The sequence below is a fragment of the Bradyrhizobium sp. URHC0002 genome (assembly GCF_054059515.1).
In genome coordinates this window covers 5,118,176-5,136,275 of the sequence record NZ_JBSSCF010000001.1, presented here as the reverse complement: position 1 = coordinate 5,136,275, position 18,100 = coordinate 5,118,176, and the positions used below count along the sequence as shown (strand labels likewise).

19 protein-coding genes are annotated in these 18,100 nt (G+C 64.2%); 8 read left to right on the top strand and 11 right to left on the bottom strand.

Annotated elements, in window-relative coordinates:
• Positions 1–98: 98 nt before the first annotated feature.
• Complete coding sequence (locus ACVWVY_RS25000; RefSeq protein WP_456628861.1) at positions 99–980, top strand: LysR substrate-binding domain-containing protein; 882 nt, start codon at positions 99–101, stop codon at positions 978–980.
• A gap of 30 nt (positions 981–1,010) precedes the next feature.
• On the opposite strand, the gene ACVWVY_RS24995 is transcribed toward ACVWVY_RS25000, so the two are convergent.
• The 6 genes from ACVWVY_RS24995 to ACVWVY_RS24970 all read right to left on the bottom strand — a co-directional run bounded on the left by ACVWVY_RS24995 (position 1,011) and on the right by ACVWVY_RS24970 (position 6,578).
• Positions 1,011–2,066: a HupE/UreJ family protein gene (locus ACVWVY_RS24995; RefSeq protein ID WP_456628860.1), complete on the bottom strand. Its 1,056-nt coding sequence runs from the start codon at positions 2,064–2,066 to the stop codon at positions 1,011–1,013.
• On the bottom strand, positions 2,063–2,584 hold the full coding sequence (locus tag ACVWVY_RS24990) for a hypothetical protein (RefSeq protein ID WP_456628859.1): 522 nt from the start codon (positions 2,582–2,584) through the stop codon (positions 2,063–2,065). The genes ACVWVY_RS24995 and ACVWVY_RS24990 overlap by 4 nt, the downstream gene beginning before the upstream one ends.
• Positions 2,581–4,143 carry a Gldg family protein gene (locus ACVWVY_RS24985; RefSeq protein WP_456628858.1) on the bottom strand — a complete coding sequence of 521 codons (1,563 nt, stop codon included), beginning with the start codon at positions 4,141–4,143 and terminating at the stop codon, positions 2,581–2,583. Before ACVWVY_RS24985 ends, ACVWVY_RS24990 begins: the two co-directional genes overlap by 4 nt.
• Complete coding sequence (locus ACVWVY_RS24980; protein WP_456628857.1) at positions 4,140–4,841, bottom strand: ABC transporter permease; 702 nt, start codon at positions 4,839–4,841, stop codon at positions 4,140–4,142. The genes ACVWVY_RS24985 and ACVWVY_RS24980 overlap by 4 nt, the downstream gene beginning before the upstream one ends.
• Positions 4,838–5,593 (bottom strand): ABC transporter ATP-binding protein, encoded by a 756-nt coding sequence (locus ACVWVY_RS24975; RefSeq protein WP_456628856.1) that lies wholly within the window; start codon positions 5,591–5,593, stop codon positions 4,838–4,840. Before ACVWVY_RS24975 ends, ACVWVY_RS24980 begins: the two co-directional genes overlap by 4 nt.
• Before the next feature lie 121 nt (positions 5,594–5,714).
• On the bottom strand, positions 5,715–6,578 hold the full coding sequence (locus ACVWVY_RS24970; RefSeq protein ID WP_456628855.1) for an N-acyl homoserine lactonase family protein: 864 nt from the start codon (positions 6,576–6,578) through the stop codon (positions 5,715–5,717).
• 455 nt (positions 6,579–7,033) lie between these two features.
• Here ACVWVY_RS24970 and ACVWVY_RS24965 point away from each other — a divergent pair, with 455 nt between their 5' ends.
• The 4 genes from ACVWVY_RS24965 to ACVWVY_RS24950 all read left to right on the top strand — a co-directional run bounded on the left by ACVWVY_RS24965 (position 7,034) and on the right by ACVWVY_RS24950 (position 9,064).
• Positions 7,034–7,201, top strand: a complete 168-nt coding sequence (locus ACVWVY_RS24965; RefSeq protein WP_456628854.1) for a hypothetical protein — start codon at positions 7,034–7,036, stop codon at positions 7,199–7,201.
• Positions 7,202–7,275: 74 nt separating this feature from the next.
• The gene (locus ACVWVY_RS24960) at positions 7,276–7,539 is read left to right on the top strand and encodes a PepSY domain-containing protein (RefSeq protein WP_456628853.1); all 264 of its coding nucleotides are present in this window, start codon (positions 7,276–7,278) and stop codon (positions 7,537–7,539) included.
• A 110-nt stretch (positions 7,540–7,649) separates the two neighbouring features.
• Positions 7,650–8,132 carry a Holliday junction resolvase RuvX gene (gene ruvX / locus ACVWVY_RS24955; protein ID WP_247786032.1) on the top strand — a complete coding sequence of 161 codons (483 nt, stop codon included), beginning with the start codon at positions 7,650–7,652 and terminating at the stop codon, positions 8,130–8,132.
• Between the two features lie 2 nt (positions 8,133–8,134).
• Complete coding sequence (locus tag ACVWVY_RS24950) at positions 8,135–9,064, top strand: AEC family transporter (protein ID WP_456628852.1); 930 nt, start codon at positions 8,135–8,137, stop codon at positions 9,062–9,064.
• Here the strand turns inward: ACVWVY_RS24950 and ACVWVY_RS24945 are convergent.
• The 4 genes from ACVWVY_RS24945 to ACVWVY_RS24930 all read right to left on the bottom strand — a co-directional run bounded on the left by ACVWVY_RS24945 (position 9,061) and on the right by ACVWVY_RS24930 (position 13,778).
• The gene (locus tag ACVWVY_RS24945) at positions 9,061–9,843 is read right to left on the bottom strand and encodes a CPBP family intramembrane glutamic endopeptidase (RefSeq protein ID WP_456628851.1); all 783 of its coding nucleotides are present in this window, start codon (positions 9,841–9,843) and stop codon (positions 9,061–9,063) included. The genes ACVWVY_RS24950 and ACVWVY_RS24945 overlap by 4 nt on opposite strands.
• Positions 9,844–9,906: 63 nt before the next feature.
• Entirely contained in the window at positions 9,907–11,550 is a 1,644-nt protein-coding gene (locus tag ACVWVY_RS24940; RefSeq protein WP_456628850.1) for an acyl-CoA dehydrogenase family protein, read from the bottom strand.
• Between the two features lie 21 nt (positions 11,551–11,571).
• Positions 11,572–12,318 (bottom strand): M15 family metallopeptidase, encoded by a 747-nt coding sequence (locus tag ACVWVY_RS24935; protein WP_456632305.1) that lies wholly within the window; start codon positions 12,316–12,318, stop codon positions 11,572–11,574.
• Between the two features lie 35 nt (positions 12,319–12,353).
• Positions 12,354–13,778, bottom strand: a complete 1,425-nt coding sequence (locus ACVWVY_RS24930) for an NADase-type glycan-binding domain-containing protein (RefSeq protein WP_456628849.1) — start codon at positions 13,776–13,778, stop codon at positions 12,354–12,356.
• A gap of 140 nt (positions 13,779–13,918) precedes the next feature.
• On the opposite strand from ACVWVY_RS24930, the gene ACVWVY_RS24925 reads away from it, so the two are divergent.
• The 3 genes from ACVWVY_RS24925 to plsY are packed head-to-tail and all read left to right on the top strand — an operon-like array spanning position 13,919 to position 16,800.
• Complete coding sequence (locus ACVWVY_RS24925; protein ID WP_214493129.1) at positions 13,919–14,872, top strand: aspartate carbamoyltransferase catalytic subunit; 954 nt, start codon at positions 13,919–13,921, stop codon at positions 14,870–14,872.
• 3 nt (positions 14,873–14,875) lie between these two features.
• Positions 14,876–16,177, top strand: a complete 1,302-nt coding sequence (locus ACVWVY_RS24920) for a dihydroorotase (RefSeq protein ID WP_456628848.1) — start codon at positions 14,876–14,878, stop codon at positions 16,175–16,177.
• 35 nt (positions 16,178–16,212) lie between these two features.
• The gene (plsY, locus tag ACVWVY_RS24915) at positions 16,213–16,800 is read left to right on the top strand and encodes a glycerol-3-phosphate 1-O-acyltransferase PlsY (RefSeq protein WP_456628847.1); all 588 of its coding nucleotides are present in this window, start codon (positions 16,213–16,215) and stop codon (positions 16,798–16,800) included.
• A 23-nt stretch (positions 16,801–16,823) separates the two neighbouring features.
• Here the strand turns inward: plsY and ACVWVY_RS24910 are convergent, their stop codons facing one another.
• Positions 16,824–18,065 carry an amidase gene (locus ACVWVY_RS24910; RefSeq protein WP_456628846.1) on the bottom strand — a complete coding sequence of 414 codons (1,242 nt, stop codon included), beginning with the start codon at positions 18,063–18,065 and terminating at the stop codon, positions 16,824–16,826.
• Between the last annotated feature and the right edge of the window lie 35 nt (positions 18,066–18,100).

The following is an 18,100-nucleotide window of genomic DNA, read 5'->3' as shown; positions in this document are numbered from 1 at the left end:
GCTCCCTTGTCTGGACAGCGAGCTTAGGCCGAACTAACATTCTGGAATAGTGAATACTAGAGAACGCTGCCATCTAATATAGGGAACGGAGCAATCCCGTGGAATTGACCGACCTTCTCACCTTTTCCACGGTCGCCCGGCTCGGCGGGATCACCCGCGCCGCCGACGAACTCAACACCGTGCAATCCAACGTCACCCAACGGGTGAAAGCGCTGGAGGCCGAGATCGGCACCGCGTTGTTCGAGCGGCACAGCCGCGGCATGACGCTGACCGGCGCCGGTCGCCGCCTGCTGCCCTACGCGCAGCGGATGGCCGCGCTGTCGCGTGAGGCGCTGCTGGCGGCGCGGGACGATGGCGAACCGAAGGGACCGCTCGCGATCGGATCGATGGAAACCACGGCCGCCGTTCGCCTGCCCTCGCTGCTTGCCGAATTCCATCGCCGCTTCCCGGCGGTGCGGCTGAGCTTGCGGACGTCGACGACGGCCGAGTTGGTGGCGGGTGTGCTCAACGGTACGTTTGACGGCGCATTCGTCGCGGGTCCGATCGAGCATGCCGACCTCGACGCGACGGTCGCGTTCCGGGAGGAGCTGGTCCTGGTCACCGCACGGCGATGGACGAGCCTCTCAGCCTTGCGTGCGGGCACCCCGGAGTCCGGGCCGACCGCGCTCGTTTTCCGTACCGGCTGCACCTACCGGCAACGGCTCGAACAGGTCTTCACGGAATTCGGCTGGCCGTCTTCCGCCCGGTTCGAACTAGGCACGCTCGACGGCATGATCGGCTGCGTCGCCGCCGACATGGGCGTGACGCTGCTGCCGCGCGCGGTGGTCGGGCGGAACGAGACCGTCAACATTCACACACTGAACCCGGCGCAGTCCAAGGTCGAGACGCTCTTCATCACCCGCCGCACTTCCCATCAATACAGCGCCCTGCAGGGTTTTGCGTCCTGCCTGAACGGCAATGGCGAGGTTATCGCCGCCTGACATACCAGCGCCGCAACGCGACGCCGGCACTCAACCAACAAAGATACGTTCGACCAGCCAGTAGGTGCCGATCGCCGCCACCGCCAGCGAGGCGATGCGCGGGGTCAGCTGCGCGCCGCGGCCGCGCGACAGCCACATCAGCGCGGGCAGGAAGACGGCGACGAAAATCAGTTGCCCGATTTCGACCCCCACATTGAAACCCACCAACCCGCGCACCAGTGTCTCCCCCTTCAGGCCGAGTTCGCCAAGTACGGAGGCAAATCCGAAGCCGTGCACAAGGCCGAAACCGAAACTCCAGATCCACCGCCTCCTGTCGGGCTCGGCCGCGAAAAGATTCTCCAGCGCGACCCAGACAATCGTCGCCGCAATCAGCGGCTCGATAATTCGGTCGGGAATCGTCACAATGCCCAGCGCCGCAACCGACAGCGTTATGCTGTGGGCCAATGTGAAGGCCGTCACGATGCGCACGACCGACCACGCACCTCGCGCGGTGGCCAGCAGCGCGACCAGGAACAGCAGATGGTCATAGCCGGTGAGAATGTGCTCGATGCCGAGCTTGACGAAGTCGAACCAGCCCGTCGCAACGGTGCGGTCGATGTCCACCGTGACGGACCTTGATTCCTCCCCGAAGATCACCTGCCGCTCGCCGCTCGGCGTGTGGAGATTGCCGAGGGTTTGGTAGTGCTCGCCCAGAAAGGCGCGCCAGTCCTCGGTGATATCGAGACGGCCATGGGAAGCGTCGCAGGTGAAGTCGACCTCGATTGTTGCGCGGGTCTCGTTGGTGCTGGCGCCGCCAATGCGCACCCGTCCCGTCCGACAGCGTGCGCCGTCGAGGTCGACCGTGACGCTCTTTCGCGCCGCCTCGGCCACCACTTCCGCCGCTCCGCGGTCGCCATTTGCGGCGGCAGTGAGGATCGTCGCGGAGGCGGGCGGCAGCTCTGGCAAGACGACCGAGAGCACGTAGAGCATCCGGCCGCCTGTGAATTCGATGCGCAATAGTCCCGTGGTGGTTACGTGCGCAAGCGCGCTGCAGCAGCCAATAAGCGTCAGCCAGAGGAGTGCCCATGGCGCGAGCCTCTTCGTCACGGTGCGCCTCCCACCCGTTCCCATTCTTCGACAACGAAGGCCGGCAACAGTGCGATCTCCTGACTCCCGTCAAGTCTCGCATAGTGCGACAGGCCCATTGGATTGGTGCCGCCGAACGAAATCACGAACACCGAAGCGCCGGGTCCGCTGACAATCACGCGCAGCCGGGGTGGCGCGAGACCGAACTGCGCCGCGCCGACCGGCGCGACTTCCGCCTCGGTCAGGACGCGATCCGGTCCCGAGTTTCGAAGCAGCTTGAGCGCGCTGTCGAGGCGCGCCTCGAAGCCTGCTGCGGCCGCGCCCTGCGTCGCGCGCCAGCCGGCTTGCGTGCGCACGAAATGCCAATGGCCGCGCGAGGCGATTACATCGACCTCCCGGACGTCCTCGACCGGAATCGTCATCAGCCCCTTCGGAACGAAAGGCTCAAGCCCTGGACCACCGCGTCCGCCGGTAAACGCCAGTGCCACGAGGAAACCGGTAGCTCCAAGCGCTGCAGCTGCCCAAACCAGCCGGCTCATCGCCGCCACCACCACATCGCGCCGCCGGCGAATGCGATCAGCCCGGGAATAAGCAGCACCGTGACCAGGAAGATGCCACGCATCTGTCCACCGGTGAGCGACACCGTCGGTAAGACTTCGACCGGCGGCTTCATCGCCGGCGCCCGCTCCTCACGCGTCAGCCAAGAGATTCCAGCCAGCACGGCGTCGGAATTGGCCAGATAGGGAAAGAAGGAATTGGAAGCGAAATCGGCATCGCCAGCGACGATCAAGCGGAAGGGCGCTGCTGCCGATCCATTCAAGCGTCCCTCCGCGGCGAGCGCTATGATCTGTGATGCGCGCGGACCGGACTTGGCCTTTGTTTGGTCCCCGAGACGATTTGCGATGACAAAGCTGTCGGCGCTGCTGGCGGCCAGTGGCGTCACTTTGACGCCCGACGCCGGCAAGACCTCCAGCGGCCGCGCGCCGGGATAGAACGATAGCGCCAGCCCACGCGTGGCAGAGTGGGAGCCGTAGCGCGATACGGCGATCATCTGCTCATCGGTGAAATAGTGCTCGGTCGGATCGACGATCACGCCGTCGCGCACCGCGATGCCAGCGCCGGCAAGCAGCGCGGCGAGGCTCTCGTCGACGGTATAATCCGGCTCGATCAGGAACATCGCAGAGCCGCCGCGCTCCAAATAGCGGCGCAGCACGTCGGTTTCGCCGGGGCTGTAGCGGGTCCGCGGATTGGCTTCGACCATTGCAGCACAATCATCCGGGATAGGCTGCCCTGTGGCGAAGGAAACCTTGCGGGCGACCAGGCCGAGTTTCTCGATCGCGCGCCTCAGGCGGCCGAGGCCGTGCTGCTCCATCTGCACCACCCCCGTGCCGGAGACGTTGTGGCTATGATTGTGAGCCCCCTCGAAATGCGTGTGGAATTCGAAGTTATCAATATCATACTCGCCGTGACCCGACGCGAAACAGATCACCACTTCGCGTGTGCGTAGCAGCCTCAACACACCAAGCGCGATCTCGCGATCGTCGGTTGTGATTACTTCGACGCGGCGTTCATCAAGCCGCAGCACGGCGGAATTGTAGGTTCGCACACCCTGGCTGCTGGCAAGCGCCGGATTCTGGTCGGCGTCGATCAACTGCACGCGAAAATTTTCGTTCAGCCGCTCGAGCTGCCGCAGCATGGCGCCGAGCGCGCGTGCGGCCTGATTCTGCTTCTGGTAGAAATACGCCACCTCGACGCGCCCGCTGAGCCTGCGCACGACCTCGCGCGCCTCCGCCGATGGCGTGAAGGCCTTTTCGTGCGTGAGATCGAGATGGGCGTCGTGGCGAAAGAGCGCCACATTGGCGAGGATCGTGACCGCTACGGCGGCGACGACGACGAGCGTGGCAGAGGCAATGCGGCTGGCGAAGGCAAGCCGCGCCGGCACCTTCAGCCCGGCCGCAAACAGCACCGCCAGCGCGAAGACTACGCCGGCAAACCAGCCCAGATTGATCCAGTCGAGCGATTGCAGCGACTCGAGCAGACTGTGAAGAAGGCTCATTTCCTCGGCCGGCAGGTCGTTCGAACCTTGCGGGTCGCTCATCGCTGCGCGAGCCCCCACGTGGTGAGGAAAAGCGCAAGCATGCTCGCGGTGACAAAGTAGCCGATATCCGACAGGAACACCGAGCCGCTAACCATCGGCTTGAAATGGCCGATCAAGGAGAGGTTGATGGCAAAGCTGTCAAACGGCGGCGGCAGCAGATAGGACACCGAATCGGCGAACCAAAGCATCAGGAACGTGCCGATCGACAACGCCGCGGCCACGACCTGGCTCTCGGTAATGCTCGACATCAGGAGACCGACGGCGACCAACAGCGAGGCGTGGAGCGCGAGCGCCAGATAACCGGCATAGATCGGTCCCCAATCCGGTTCGCCGTAGCGGCCGAGGATCACGGCGTAAATAAGCGTCAGCGCGAAAATCCCCAGCACGAGCGTCAGCGTAGCGGCATATTTCGCCAGCACGACCGAGAGCTCGCCAACCGGCGCGGTAAGCAGCAATTCCAACGTTTCCGACCGCCGCTCTTCGGCGAAGGTGCGCATTGTCAGCACGGGGACCAGCAGAATCGACAGCACATACATCTGGTGAAAGATGTATTGGAGGTTCGCTACCTTGGTGACGAACAGCGTCAGGCTGAACGTATAGCCCAGCACGAGCAGGAACACGGCCGCGACCGTATAGCCGATCGGCGACGTCAACGTCGCGTTCAATTCTTTGGCGAAGAGGATACGCAGCGATCTCATGTCAGCGACAAAAACCAGCTTTCGAGGTCCGGGGTGTCCGCCATCGCCTGGATGCCGAGCAACCGGCCATCGAGCAGCACTGCCACGCGGTCGGAAGTCTTCTCCACCTCGCTGAGGATATGCGAACTCATGAGCACCGTGTGGTGTCCGGCCAACGAGCGGATCAGTTCCCTCATTTCGATGATCTGGCGCGGATCAAGTCCGTTGGTCGGCTCGTCGAGAATGAGAATATCGGGATCGTGGATCAGTGCCTGGGCCAGCGCTGTCCGCTGGCGATAACCGCGTGACAGGGCCCTCGTCGGCTTGTCCACGACAGCGCCCAATGCGAGCCGGTCGACCACCCGCTCCACGGCGGCGGTGATCGCGCGTTCGGGCAGCCCGCGAAGCCGGGCCATGAATGCGAGAAATTCGCCGACACGCATCTGGCGATAGAGAGGTGCCGATTCCGGCACGTAGCCGATGCGCCGTCGCACCGCGAGTGAATCGCGAACCGTATCGAGGCCTGCCACCGTAAGCCGCCCGGCGGAAGGCAACAGGTAGCCCGCAAGCAGCCGCATGAAGGTGGTTTTGCCGGAGCCGTTCGGTCCCAACAGACCGAACACCTCGCCGCGGCGGATGTCGAGCGTCAGCCCGTCAAGTGCCGTGACCGCCCCGTAGCGTTTGCTTATACCGACGGCCGAAATGGCGGGAATATCCGTCACTCGGGTTGGCGCATCATCCTGCGGCGCCGCGTCGATTGACGAGAAGGTCATGCAGCGTCCCGAAAGAGCAGCGCCTGCCCAGCGGACAAGCTTGCTGCCGCATCGCTTCGGCTGGTTAGCCTGCAATCTGGCGCGGGCGCTCCGCCTGGCACGGCCCGCGCCGGTTCAGCTTTCAATCGTAGAATTCGGGCGCTTTCTTAGTCGCCTTGAATATCTCCGGATCGTGTCCATAGAAAATCTGCGCGTTGTTGGCGTCGCGCACCAGCCGAACGCGCTGATAGCTGTGATAGGCGTCGCCCGGATTGTGTGTGCCCGGGATCGGCGGGATGAGGTTCTTGTCGAGGTTTTCCTTGAGATAGACAACATCGCTCGTCAGGATCACCGAGCCTGTCTTGGGTAGCTTCACGACCACGAACTGGCTACCAGGCGTATGACCGGGAGCGCGCATGACGCGCACCGAGCCGTCGTCGAACAGGTCCAGGTCGCCATTGAGGCGGATGACGTTCATCTTCTTCGTGTCGGCGAAGTCGCCCGGAATGTAATAGACGGAGAAGCCGACATCCGGCCACCAGGCGGCCTTCAGTTCGTCGTCCTGGGTGACGAGCGTGGCATTCGGAAACTGGCCGACGTTGCCGCCGTGATCGAGATGTAAGTGACCGGCCACCACATATTTGATGTCGTCGGTCTTCAGACCGATCTTGGCAAGCTGCGCTGGAATTGCGTCATCCTTCGTCATCTTGAGGCCGAAGCCCTTGGCGAGCGGTCCCCACCATCCCTCCGGATCGGTGATCGTCTTGTCGTTGTTTCCGGTGTCGATGATGACGTTGCCCTTGGGATGTTTGAGCACGTAGAAGCTCACCGGTGCCCAGTCGATATTTCCTTGGCCACCCATCTGCAGGGCTGCCTTCGGGAAGCCGCCCAACGAGCCGGATGTGAAGACGTAGAGTTTCGGGCCCTCCTGTGCGGGGGCCGGCGCGGCCACAGCCGCAAGGCCGAGCGCGATAGCTAGACTCAGGGCAACATGCTTCATCGTCATAGCGTGTCCTCCTTTGCCTTCGTTTTACGGGCTGTCTGTGCAGCCACTAAGCGTCGCCCCGACGCGGTCGAGGCCAGCTACCTGAGAATAGATTGGGCCTCACCAAAAGCAAGTTGGGAATGCCATTTGAAAATAGGCTCCTTCGGTCAACGCCGCTTTTGCTGGCCTTTTTTAGCCTTCAGCCCCTCCGCCTGACTGCGACAGGCCTTCGCCATACTTGAAACCTTGGGAGACCTTGGCGTCTGGGCCGGACCGCGCCATCCCGCCGCCGCAATCGGCAACAGCCGGGGGCAAGCCGGGACCGTCCTCAGGGGGGCGTGGCCCAGCGGCAGGCTCGGCACGCGGCCAGAACGATTATCTTCGTTGAGCGTTCCGTTACACTGGCTATGATTCTTGCGAGCTTCTGACCCCGGCTCTCTTTTTTATGCGGCGGTGCTTTTCTTTTGAGACTGACGATGGTGAAGGAAACCAAGTTCTTCCGTAAGCAGGCGGACAAGGCTGAGCGCATGGCGCGATCCGCTAACGACGTCGAAATCTCGCAACGATACCTGAACATGGCGCGGGCCTATCGCAGTCAGGCTGAGATTTTGAAGGCCAACAAAAAGGCTAAGAAACTGCGCTAACGGCCTCATGTCGGTCTCCTCGGAACCCTCACCTTCCGGCTGGGTTGGTCGTTCTAAGTAAAGGGAGGTTCGCCATGAAAAAACTCGCGCCTATCGCTTTCGCCGTGGCCCTTTCAGCGGGTTCGCTAAACCTAGCAAGGGCCGATCAGCCAGGGCCGGACTGGATGCCCGCGCAGCAAGTAATCGAGCAGGTTCTCAAGTCGGGCTACACGCAAGTCACCCAACTTGAAGCTGACGATGGCCGATGGGAGGGTGAAGGTATCAAAAACGGGCAGAAGATGGACTTCCATGCCGATCCCAAGACGGGCGTAATCACCTTCGAAAAGCTCGATGACTAAGCGAGCAGGTAGAAAAGCTGCCTCAGTCGAAGTCGGATAAATCCGACTTCGGTCGGGAGAGGTGGAGTGAGCGCTTTGCTTGACGGGCACGACGCGTGCTAAGCGGGACCATGCCCGCCCCCATTCTTCCCCTGATCGAAGCCGTGACGCACTGGCCCGAGCGTGGCGCCCTAATCGGCCTCGATCTCGGCACCAAGACCATCGGCGTTGCCGTGTCCGATCCCGATCGCCGGCTGGCGACCGGCGTCGAAACGCTCCACCGCAAGGCGTTCAAGGCCGATGCGGCGCGGCTGCTGGCGATCTCGGGCGAACGTAATGCCGTCGGCTTCGTGCTCGGCCTGCCGATCAACATGGACGGCAGCGAGGGCCCGCGCGCGCAATCGACCCGCGCCTTTGCCCGCAATTTCTCCAACCTCACCGGGCTTGCCATCGCGCTGTGGGACGAGCGGCTGTCGACGGCTGCCGTCGAGCGTGAGCTGATCGGCATGGACGTTTCCCGCGCCCGCCGCGCCGAGGTGATCGACGAGCATGCGGCGATGTTCATCCTGCAGGGTGCGCTGGACCGGCTGGCGAAGCTGCGCGGGGACGCTTGACGATGGCGGTCGTCGTCGCGGCGCTGCTGCCGGTGTTTTTGCTTATCGTGCTCGGCTTCATCCTGAAGCGGACGCTGATACGGCCCGAGACACAGTGGCATGGGCTGGAACGGCTGACTTACTACGTGCTGCTCCCGGTCTTTCTGGTGCAGACGCTGGTCAAGGCCGATCTGAGCACCGTGCCGGTTGGCGGTGTCGGAGGCGCCCTGCTGTTGTCGGCGCTCGCGATGTCACTGGTGTGCCTTGCGCTGCGCCCCCTGCTCGCCCGTGCCGCCGTTGACGGTCCCGCCTTTACCTCGATCTTTCAGGGCGCGACCCGCTGGCAGACCTATGTGGCGCTTGCCGTGTCCAGCAGCCTGTTCGGTAGTCTCGGGCTGGCGCTGGCATCCGTCGCGATGATCGCCATCGTCCCGCTGGTCAACGTACTCAGTGTTGCGGTGCTTGCCCAATACGCCTCGCCCGAAAAGCGCTCGACCGCTTCCATTGTCGTGACGGTGGTGAGCAATCCCCTGATCTGGGCCTGCGCGATCGGGCTGGCGCTCAACGTCACTCACATTCCGCTGCCCAGGCTCTGGCACGAGGTGGCGGACGCGCTCGGCCGTTCCTCCCTCGCCATCGGCCTCCTGGTGACCGGCGCCGGCCTGCAGCTCGAAGGCCTGTTCAGGCCCAGCCTGGCCGCCAGCGTCGCGGTGTTCCTCAAGCTGGTGCTCATGCCTGTCATCGCCGTCGCACTGGCGTTGCAATTTGGCATCGCCGATTCCAATCTCGCCGTCGTGACGATTTGCTCAGCGGTACCCACAGCATCAAGCGCCTATGTGCTGGCGCGGCAGATGGGCGGCGACGCGCCGATATTGGCACAGATCATCACGCTGCAGACCATTCTGGCGGGAGTGACGATGCCGGTCGCGATTGCGCTGGCCGCGATGTTCTAGCCGGAGCCCGCCAGCCAGAAAGTCTGAATGGTCGCAGCCGTATTGTTGATACCGTGCAGGACGATCGTCAGCCAGGTCGAGTTGGTGCGATAACGCAGATAGCCCAGCAGCAGGCCGATCGAAAACACCTCGCCGAAAAAGAACCAGTCGTACTGCAGATGCAGCGAGGTCCAGGCCAGCGACGACAGGAAGATCGCGCCGGCGACGCCGAGCCTTGATTCCGACCAGCCGCGGTAGAGAAACCCGCGCGAAAATATCTCTTCCCACATCGGCGCGGCGACGCAGAACGCGATCACCAACAGCCACAGCGCGCCGTCGGCCTGCGCGGATTTCAGCACGTCGCCCATGAAGCCCGGCGTCACCTCGCGCCCGAGCGCCCGCGACAGCAGGTCCCAGCTGCCGACCAGGATGGCCAGCGCCGCGACGCCGATGAAGAAATTACGCCATGAGGTCCAGCGCAGCGCCAGATAATCGGTGAAGGACATGCGCGTTGGACGGATCGCGATCCACGTCGCCAGCAGCACGGCAGGCAATCCCAGGATAACCGAGAGCGAGATGGTCAGACCGCCGCCGACGACACGGATCGCTTGAGCGACGTCGAACGAGCCACCCTGCCGCAGCACAAAGTAGACGATGACCGCGACCTGACCGAGGAACATCGCAGCGAAGATGAACAGGCCCCACAGCGTCGTGCCCCAGAATTTCCAGACGCGTGGCGGCCGCTGATCGGGGATCGTGGGCGGAACTGCAACAGCACTTGCGGGAGTAACGGAATCCATCAGATCGCTTTCTCGTTGTCGTCACGCCCGGGCTTGTCCCGGCCACGACGGCTGGCGTGGTTTTCAGGGCAGCGCACGTTCGAGCAACCCGCGGACGTCTTCGCTCGCCAGATCCACCGCGCCGTACATGCCGGCGTGATTCCCGGCAAGGCGCGTGGTTGCGAATAACTGCGCATGCCGTGGCGACACGGCATTGAGCGCGGCAGCAGCTGCCAGCAACGCCAGCTTCTCGACTGCCAGCCGCGCCACGCGCTCGCTGTCCGGCCGGCGGAACGCCTTGCCGATGAAGGCGGTTGCCTCACCCGCGCCCGGCAATCCGAGCGTCTCGCCGGTCAGTTCATGCACGATGCTGGACGCCGCTTCCGGCTCGCGCGCCAGCGCACGGAGGACGTCGAGGCACATCACATTGCCGGAGCCTTCCCAGATCGCATTGACCGGCGCCTCCCGGTAATGCCGCGCCAGAATGCCCTCTTCCACGTAACCATTGCCGCCGAGGCACTCCATCGCCTCGTAGAGAAAACCCGGCGCGCTCTTGCAGACCCAGTATTTGATGGCGGGCGTCAGCAGCCGCATATAGGCGGCTTCCTTGGCGTCAACGGGCGCGCGGTCGAACGACCGGCACAGCCGCATCACCAGCGCGATGGTTGCCTCGACATGCAGCGCCATGTCCGACAGTACCGCCTGCATCAGCGGCTGATCGGCGAGATGCTTTTGGAACACGCTGCGATGCCGCGCATGATGCAACGCATGCGCCAGGCCCGATCGCATCAGGCCGGCGGATGCAATCGCGCAATCCTGCCGCGTCAACTGCACCATCTGGATGATGGTGCGGATGCCCTTGCCCTCGCCGCCGATGCGCTCGGCATAGGCGCCGTGAAACTCGACTTCCGACGAGGCGTTGGAGCGGTTGCCGAGCTTGTCCTTCAGCCGCTGGAACCGGATCGCGTTGATCGAGCCATCGGGCGCAAAGCGGGGCATCAGGAAACAGCTCAGGCCTTCGTCGGCCTGCGCCAGCACCAGGAAGGCGTCGCACATCGGCGCCGACATGAACCATTTGTGCCCAGTGATACGGTAGGCGTCTCCGTCGCGCTCCGCCCGCGTCATGTTGGAGCGCACATCGGTGCCTCCCTGCTTCTCGGTCATGCCCATGCCGAGCGTCATGCCGCGCTTGGTCCACCACGGCGCAAACGTCGGATCGTAGGATCGCGAGCCGAGCACCGGCATCACCCTGGCCAGTAGCTCGGGCTGTTCCGCCAGCGCGGCGACCGAGGCCCGCGTCATGGTGATCGGGCAGAGATGCCCGGTCTCGACCTGCGCGGCCATGTAGAATTTGGCGGCACGTATCACCTCCGACGCACCACCAGCCGGCTTGCCGTCGGCGGTCCACGTCGAATTGTGCACGCCGGCATGCGCGCTGTGCGCCATCAACTCGTGATAGGCCGGATGAAACTCGACCTCGTCGCGGCGGTTGCCTCTGGAATCGAAAATGCGCAGTTTCGGCGTGTTCTCGTTGGCAATGCGGCCGCGTTCTGCCATCGCAGCGGAGCCCCAATGCCTGCCGAACTCCGACAACTCACTCTGTGCCGAAGCGCCGCCATTGGCGGCGACCGCCTCGACCAGCGGTCGGTCGACTGCATAGAGGTCGATATCTTCGAATGGCGGCGACTGGTTGAAGACCTCGTGGGTCGCAAATGTTGCCTGGCTCATGGCTGGTCCTGGAACCGTGAATCACTTCCGCGGTACGATCGGGAAATCATAGGCCTGCCTGCCTGCTCCCGGCAGTGAAAAGTGCCACCACTCCTTCGAATAGTTTACAAATCCTCGCCGCGCCATCAGCAGAACCAGCTTCTCCCGCCAGCGGCGCTGCGCAGCCGTGATGGATCTCGCCGCCGTGTGCGACTTGACGTCAGAACAGTCATAGCCGGTGCCCATGTCGACGCTGCCATCCGGCGCGCGAAGGTTCACATTGGCGGTGCAGTCGCCATAGTCCTTGGCGGGATCGAACATCGCTGAGTTGTCGGCCTTCAGATCGACCAGCGTAAGATCGAGCGCGGCGCCGGTGGAATGTCCTGAATGGGTAGCGATATAGCCCAGCCGAAACAGATCCGCCTTGCTGAACGCCGGATTGTAGCGCTTCTGTGCCGGCGTTTCACGGCCGTCACGCGACCACGCCACCATGTCGGCGACCGCCCGCGTCGGGCGATAGCAGTCAAACATCTTCAGCGACAGGTTCTGCAGCGCGAGTTCTTCCTGAACGCTCTTCAGTAGCGCGCCGACTTCGCGCTTCACCACGCATTCAGCGGCTTGATACCCCTTGATGGGACGGCCGACGAAATTGTTGGCGCCGGCGTAGCGCATGTCCTGAATGATGGTCGGATCGATATCGCGCAGATAGACGAATCCGGCGGGCAGCTTTTGTGCCTGCGCAGCGGCCCCCGTGAGACAGCTTGCTGCACAGATCGCGGCAAGCACTATCCGCCCAAGGATGCTCGCGCCCGGCGTTGCTCGGATCACTGCGCCGGCTCCGAATTGACCACTAGCTTCGTAATTGCGGTGTCCGTGTATTTGTTGCCGGCCCAGACATCGTCGATGATGAACTTGACCCAGTAGGCTTTGACCGGCTTGGGCAGCGTTAGGGATTCCGACCCGCTTCGATCCTGCAGCGTCAACGTCTGGGTCTCGCCTTGCGAGAACACCGCCCGCAAATGCCGCACGCGGTTGTTCTTTCCGAAGATATCGTTGCTCTTCTGATAGCCGTTGCGCACGACGATCGAACGCACGGTGCGCATCCCCTCGAATTCGACCGTAATCCACTCGCCCACGCCATTACCTTGTTGGCCCTCGACCCAAGCGCTGCTGGCTGGCCCCTTGAAAAGGTTTTCCGGGCCATAGGAATTGCCGAACTGCGGCTTCAGCACCGAGCTGACACAATAGGTCTCATTGCCGTTGCGTGCGCAGATTTCGCCCGGTGCAGACGGACGCTGCGGTCTCACCGCAGCCCGCTCGGCTACCGGTGGAATTGTCGGCGGCGGTACCGACGTGGCGGCAAGCTCCGGCGGCCGACTGCCTGTCGATGGCCCCGCCAGATAGATGCGGCCGCCAAGTGTCTGGTCATAATAAGCCGGCGTCTGCTCGTGCGGCGCGGGCTGGCCGCGTTCGTCGGTCGCTTTCAGCGCCAGCTCGGCGACGCGTTCGCGCACTTCGACGGCGAGATCGCCAAGGTGCAGCTCCGGCCGCTTGAGTTGTTCGGCGAATATTCGCGTGAACACCGAATTGTGGGCAGTGTCGCTGCCGCCAAGCCGATCCAGCGCGGTCTGGCCGATGCCGGCGGAATAGAGCGTGAAGATGCCGCGCGCCGGCTTGGCATCGGCCAGCCCCCGTGTGTTGCCGATCGACCGGCCGGCTGAGCGCGGAAACGGATTGTCGCGGCAGGCGTCGATCACCAGCAGCGCGACGCGAACCGAACGTGCCTGCAGTTCCGCGATCAGATCGGGCTCGGCCAGCGATGCACCGCGCACGCGCGCTTCGGCGCCTTCGGTCACGGCCGGGACATCGCTCGGGATCAGGTAATTGACGCCCGCAATCGCCACGCCGTGCCCGGCAAAGAACAGCGCCGCGGTGTCGCCCGGCTGCAGCCGCGCGGTGAACTCGGCAAGCTTGTCGATCATCGCCTGACGGCCGAGATTGGTGCCGACGATGACCTCGAAACCGAGCGACGTCAGCGTTCCCGCAATCGTGGTGGCGTCGTTGGCGGCCTTCTTGAGCTGCCGGTCGGCGGGCAGATTGGGATAGAGGTCGTTGCCGATGGCGAGGGCTATGCGCTTCTCGGCCACGGCTGGCGTGGCCGGGAGGCATGCAATGGCCGCCAGCAGCACCCATGACACGATCCGGACGGATTGAATGAAATGCCGCACGTTTTGCCCAGCCTGATGCACCGTGCGCCATCCTAGCTGAATCGCTCGCCAGGGCCTACCGCCCGGCCGTTTACCCTGCCGCCGAAGCGCTAGTGGATAAGTCCGGACCCTGGATTTGACGCTTGCCCTACCCGGCATCTCTGCCTATAGCTCTGGCTTTAATGACCCCTGCATCGAAATCGACCTTCGTCCTCGGTCACCGGCATCTGCTGGGAATCGAGGGACTTTCCGCTGCCGATATTACCGGCCTGCTCGACCTTTCCGAGGAATATGTCGAGCTCAACCGCCAGGTGGACAAAAAGCGCACTTCCCTGCGCGGTCGCACCCAGGTGAACCTGTTTTTCGAGGCCTCGACCCGGACCCAATCCTCGTTCGAACTGGCGGGGAAACGGCTGGGCGCCGACGTCATGAACATGTCGGTGTCCTCGTCCTCGATCCGTAAGGGTGAGACGCTGATGGACACGGCAGTCACGCTCAACGCCATGCACCCTGATATCCTGGTGGTGCGGCACCACGCATCCGGTGCGGTGGAACTTCTGGCCCGCAAGGTTGACGGTTCCGTGATCAATGCCGGCGACGGCGCCCACGAGCATCCGACCCAGGCGCTGCTGGACGCGCTGACCATCCGCCGCAACAAAGGCCGGCTGGAAGGCCTCGTCATCGCGATCTGCGGCGACGTGATGCATTCCCGCGTGGCGCGCTCCAACATCCTCCTGCTCAACACCATGGGCGCCCGCGTTCGCGTGGTGGCACCGTCCACGCTGCTGCCGCGCGGCATCGAGCGGATGGGCGTCGAGGTCGCGCGCGACATGCGCGAAGGCCTCAATGGCGCCGACATCGTGATGATGCTGCGGTTGCAGCGCGAGCGGATGAACGGCTCGTTCGTGCCGTCGAGCCAGGAATACTTCCACTATTTCGGTCTCGACCAGAAGAAGCTCGCTTACGCCAAACCGGATGCATTGGTGATGCATCCGGGGCCGATGAACCGCGGCGTCGAAATCGACTCGATCGTGGCGGATGGCGCGCAATCGCTGATCCGTGAACAGGTGGAAATGGGAGTGGCGGTGCGGATGGCGGTGCTCGAAGCGCTCGCCCGCAACCTGCCGAACGCATAAATCATGCTGACCGACCGACGCCCTATCCTGCTCGCCAATGCCCGCGTCGTCGATCCCTCAAGGGATTTCGACGGGCCCGGGGACGTGCTGATTGCCGACGGCACCATCCGCGACTCCAAGCGCGGCATCGGCGCCGCCGGCGTGCCTGAGGGCACCGACATCATCAACTGCGCCGGCAAGATCGTCGCCCCCGGCCTGATCGACATGCGCGCCTTTGTCGGCGAGCCCGGCGCCAGCCACCGCGAAACCTTTGCCTCCGCGAGCCAGGCGGCTGCGGCCGGCGGCATCACCACCATCATCTGCCAGCCGGATACTTCGCCCGTCATCGACAATTCGGCGACGGTGGACTTCGTGCTGCGCCGCGCCCGCGACACCGCGATCGTCAACATCCACCCGATGGCCGCACTGACAAAAGGCCTGGGCGGCCAGGAGATGACGGAGATCGGCCTGTTGAAGGCTGCCGGCGCCGTCGCCTTCACCGACGGCGACAGGAGCGTCACCAACGCGCAAGTGATGCGCCGGGCGCTCACCTATGCCCGCGATTTCGATGCGCTGATCGTTCATCACACCGAAGACCCTGATCTGGTCGGCGAAGGCGTGATGAACGAGGGCGAATTCGCAGCGCGGCTCGGCCTGGTCGGCATTCCCAATGCCGCCGAAGCCGTGATGCTGGAGCGCGACATGCGCTTGGTGGCGCTGACCGGCGGGCGCTATCACGCCGCCTCGCTGTCCTCGCTGGAGTCGCTGGAAATCCTCAAGCGCGCGCGCGACGCCGGCCTCGACGTCAGCGCCTCCGTGTCGATCAATCACGTCACGCTGAACGAAAACGACATCGGCCCTTATCGCACCTTCCTGAAACTGTCGCCGCCGCTGCGCACAGAGGAGGATCGCCTCGCGCTGGTCGCGGCCGTCGCCTCCGGCCTGATCGATGTCGTGATGTCCGATCACAATCCGCAGGACGTCGAGGTCAAGCGGCTGCCGTTCGCCGAGGCCGCTGCCGGCGCGGTCGGGCTGCAGACCATGCTGCCGGCGGCGCTGCGCCTGATCCACAATGGCGAGATGGATTTCAAGACGCTGATCCGGGCGATGTCGACACGGCCTGCGGAACTGCTCGGCCTGCCCGGTGGCTCGCTGCGCGCGGGTTCCCCGGCCGACGTCGTCGTGATCGATCCCGATACGCCCTGGGTGCTCGATCCCGCCGATCTCAAATCGCAGTGCAAGAACACCCCGTTCGACGAAGCCCGCTTCTCGGGGCGCGTCGTGCGTACTATCGTGGGCGGACGGACGGTTTATGAACATGTCTGACCGTTGCCAGACGGCCACGGTGGGAGCCTCACGCAATGACTGAAGTATTCCTCCTCGCCGCCTTCCTGCTCGGCTATTTCCTGGGCTCGATCCCGTTCGGCATGGTGCTGACCAAACTGGCCGGTACGCAGGATCTGCGTTCGATCGGAAGCGGCAATATCGGCGCCACCAACGTGCTGCGCACCGGCCGCAAGGGCCTCGCCGCGGCAACCCTGATCGGCGACATGCTCAAGGGCACGGTCGCCGTCATCATCGCCGGCTATTACGGCGGCGCCAATGCGGCGATGCTGGCTGCGCTCGGCGCCTTCCTCGGCCACCTCTTTCCGGTCTGGCTCAAGTTCAACGGCGGCAAAGGCGTTGCCACCTATATCGGCGTGCTGATCGGCCTGTTCTGGCCGGCGGCCCTGATGTTCTGCCTGATCTGGCTCGCAACCGCCGTCACCACGCGATATTCCTCGCTCTCGGCGCTGGTCGCAGCCTTCGTTACGCCGCTGTTCCTGTGGTGGTTCGGCCACCCGGCGCTGGCCTCGCTGTTCGTCGTGCTGACGCTGCTGCTGTTCTGGAAGCACAACGAAAACATCAAGCGCTTGCAGGCCGGGACCGAAGGGCGGATCGGGGCGTAAAGCATCTCTGCCCTCGCAGCGCTTCAGTCCCGCTTCAATGCCTCCCCAACAAAGCGCGCCGCCGCCAATGCCTCGGCATCGGCGCCATATCGCGCAATGACCTGCACGCCGACCGGCAAACCACCGTCCGCGATGAGCGCGGGAACATTGACGCAGGGCACGCCCATCAGCGTCCACAGCCGGTTGTAACGGGCGTCGCCGGTCGAGCCCAACCCCTTGGGCGCCGCACCCGGCGCCGACAAGGTCAGCAGCACATCGACCTCTTCGAACACTTCTGCCAGCGCGTGCCGCGCGCGGCTCGCAACGCCCATTGTCGCGTCATAGTCGGCCGGTGTCAGGCCCCTGCTCTCGTCCAGCCGGGCGCGCAACAGCGGCGCCATCGCATCGTAATTTTCGCGGTATTCCCAGGCGAGCGCCTGATGCGCCTCGAATTCCTGGATCGCCGGATGGGCCCGCCACGCCTCCGCAACGATTTCGTGCAAATCAACCCCATGCACAGTAGCGCCAGCGCGTTCCGCCGCCCGCGCGGCGGTCTGCAGCGCCTCCGCGCCCGAGGCCTCCGGCGCGCCGGCAAAATGCTGCGTCACGACACCGATGCGCGGTGCGGCGAGTGAAGCGCGCGGCAGCAATTCGGGCCGCCCCGTCATCGCGGCAAGCCCGCGCGCCACATCGTCCACGCCGGCCGCGAACAGGCCGACGGTATCGAGCGTCCACGAATAGCATTTGACGCCGACCGTCGGCAGCAGGCGATAGGACGGCTTGATCGCGGCCACGCCGCAGAACGAGGCGGGGCGGATCACCGAGCCGCCGGTCTGCGTTCCCAGCGCGAGCGGGATCATGCCGGCTGCCACCGCAGCCGCCGAACCGGATGACGATCCGCCGGGCGTGTGGCCGTGGTTGTGCGGGTTGAGCGTCGCGGTCGGATCCACGGAAGCGAATGCCGTCGTCGTGGTCTTGCCGACGATGGTCGCGCCGGCCTGCTTCAGCATCATCACCACAGCGGCATCACCGCGCGGCCGGAATCCCCGGTAGATCGGCGAACCCATCTCGGTCGGGAAATCCCTTGTGTCCATGATGTCCTTGATGCCGACCGCAATCCCGCGCAGCGGCCCGGCGTTTTGCGCGCGCGGATTTTCGTCCCGGCAAACGAAGGCGCCGATGGACTTTTCATGCGCACGGGTTGCTTCCAGCGACTGCGCGATCGCAGCGTCCGCGGAAAGGTCGCCGGCATCGATGCGGCGCTGAAGTTCGGCGAGCGAGATCATGGACGGCGCTCCTGTGCGCAAGCCGATCTCCGATC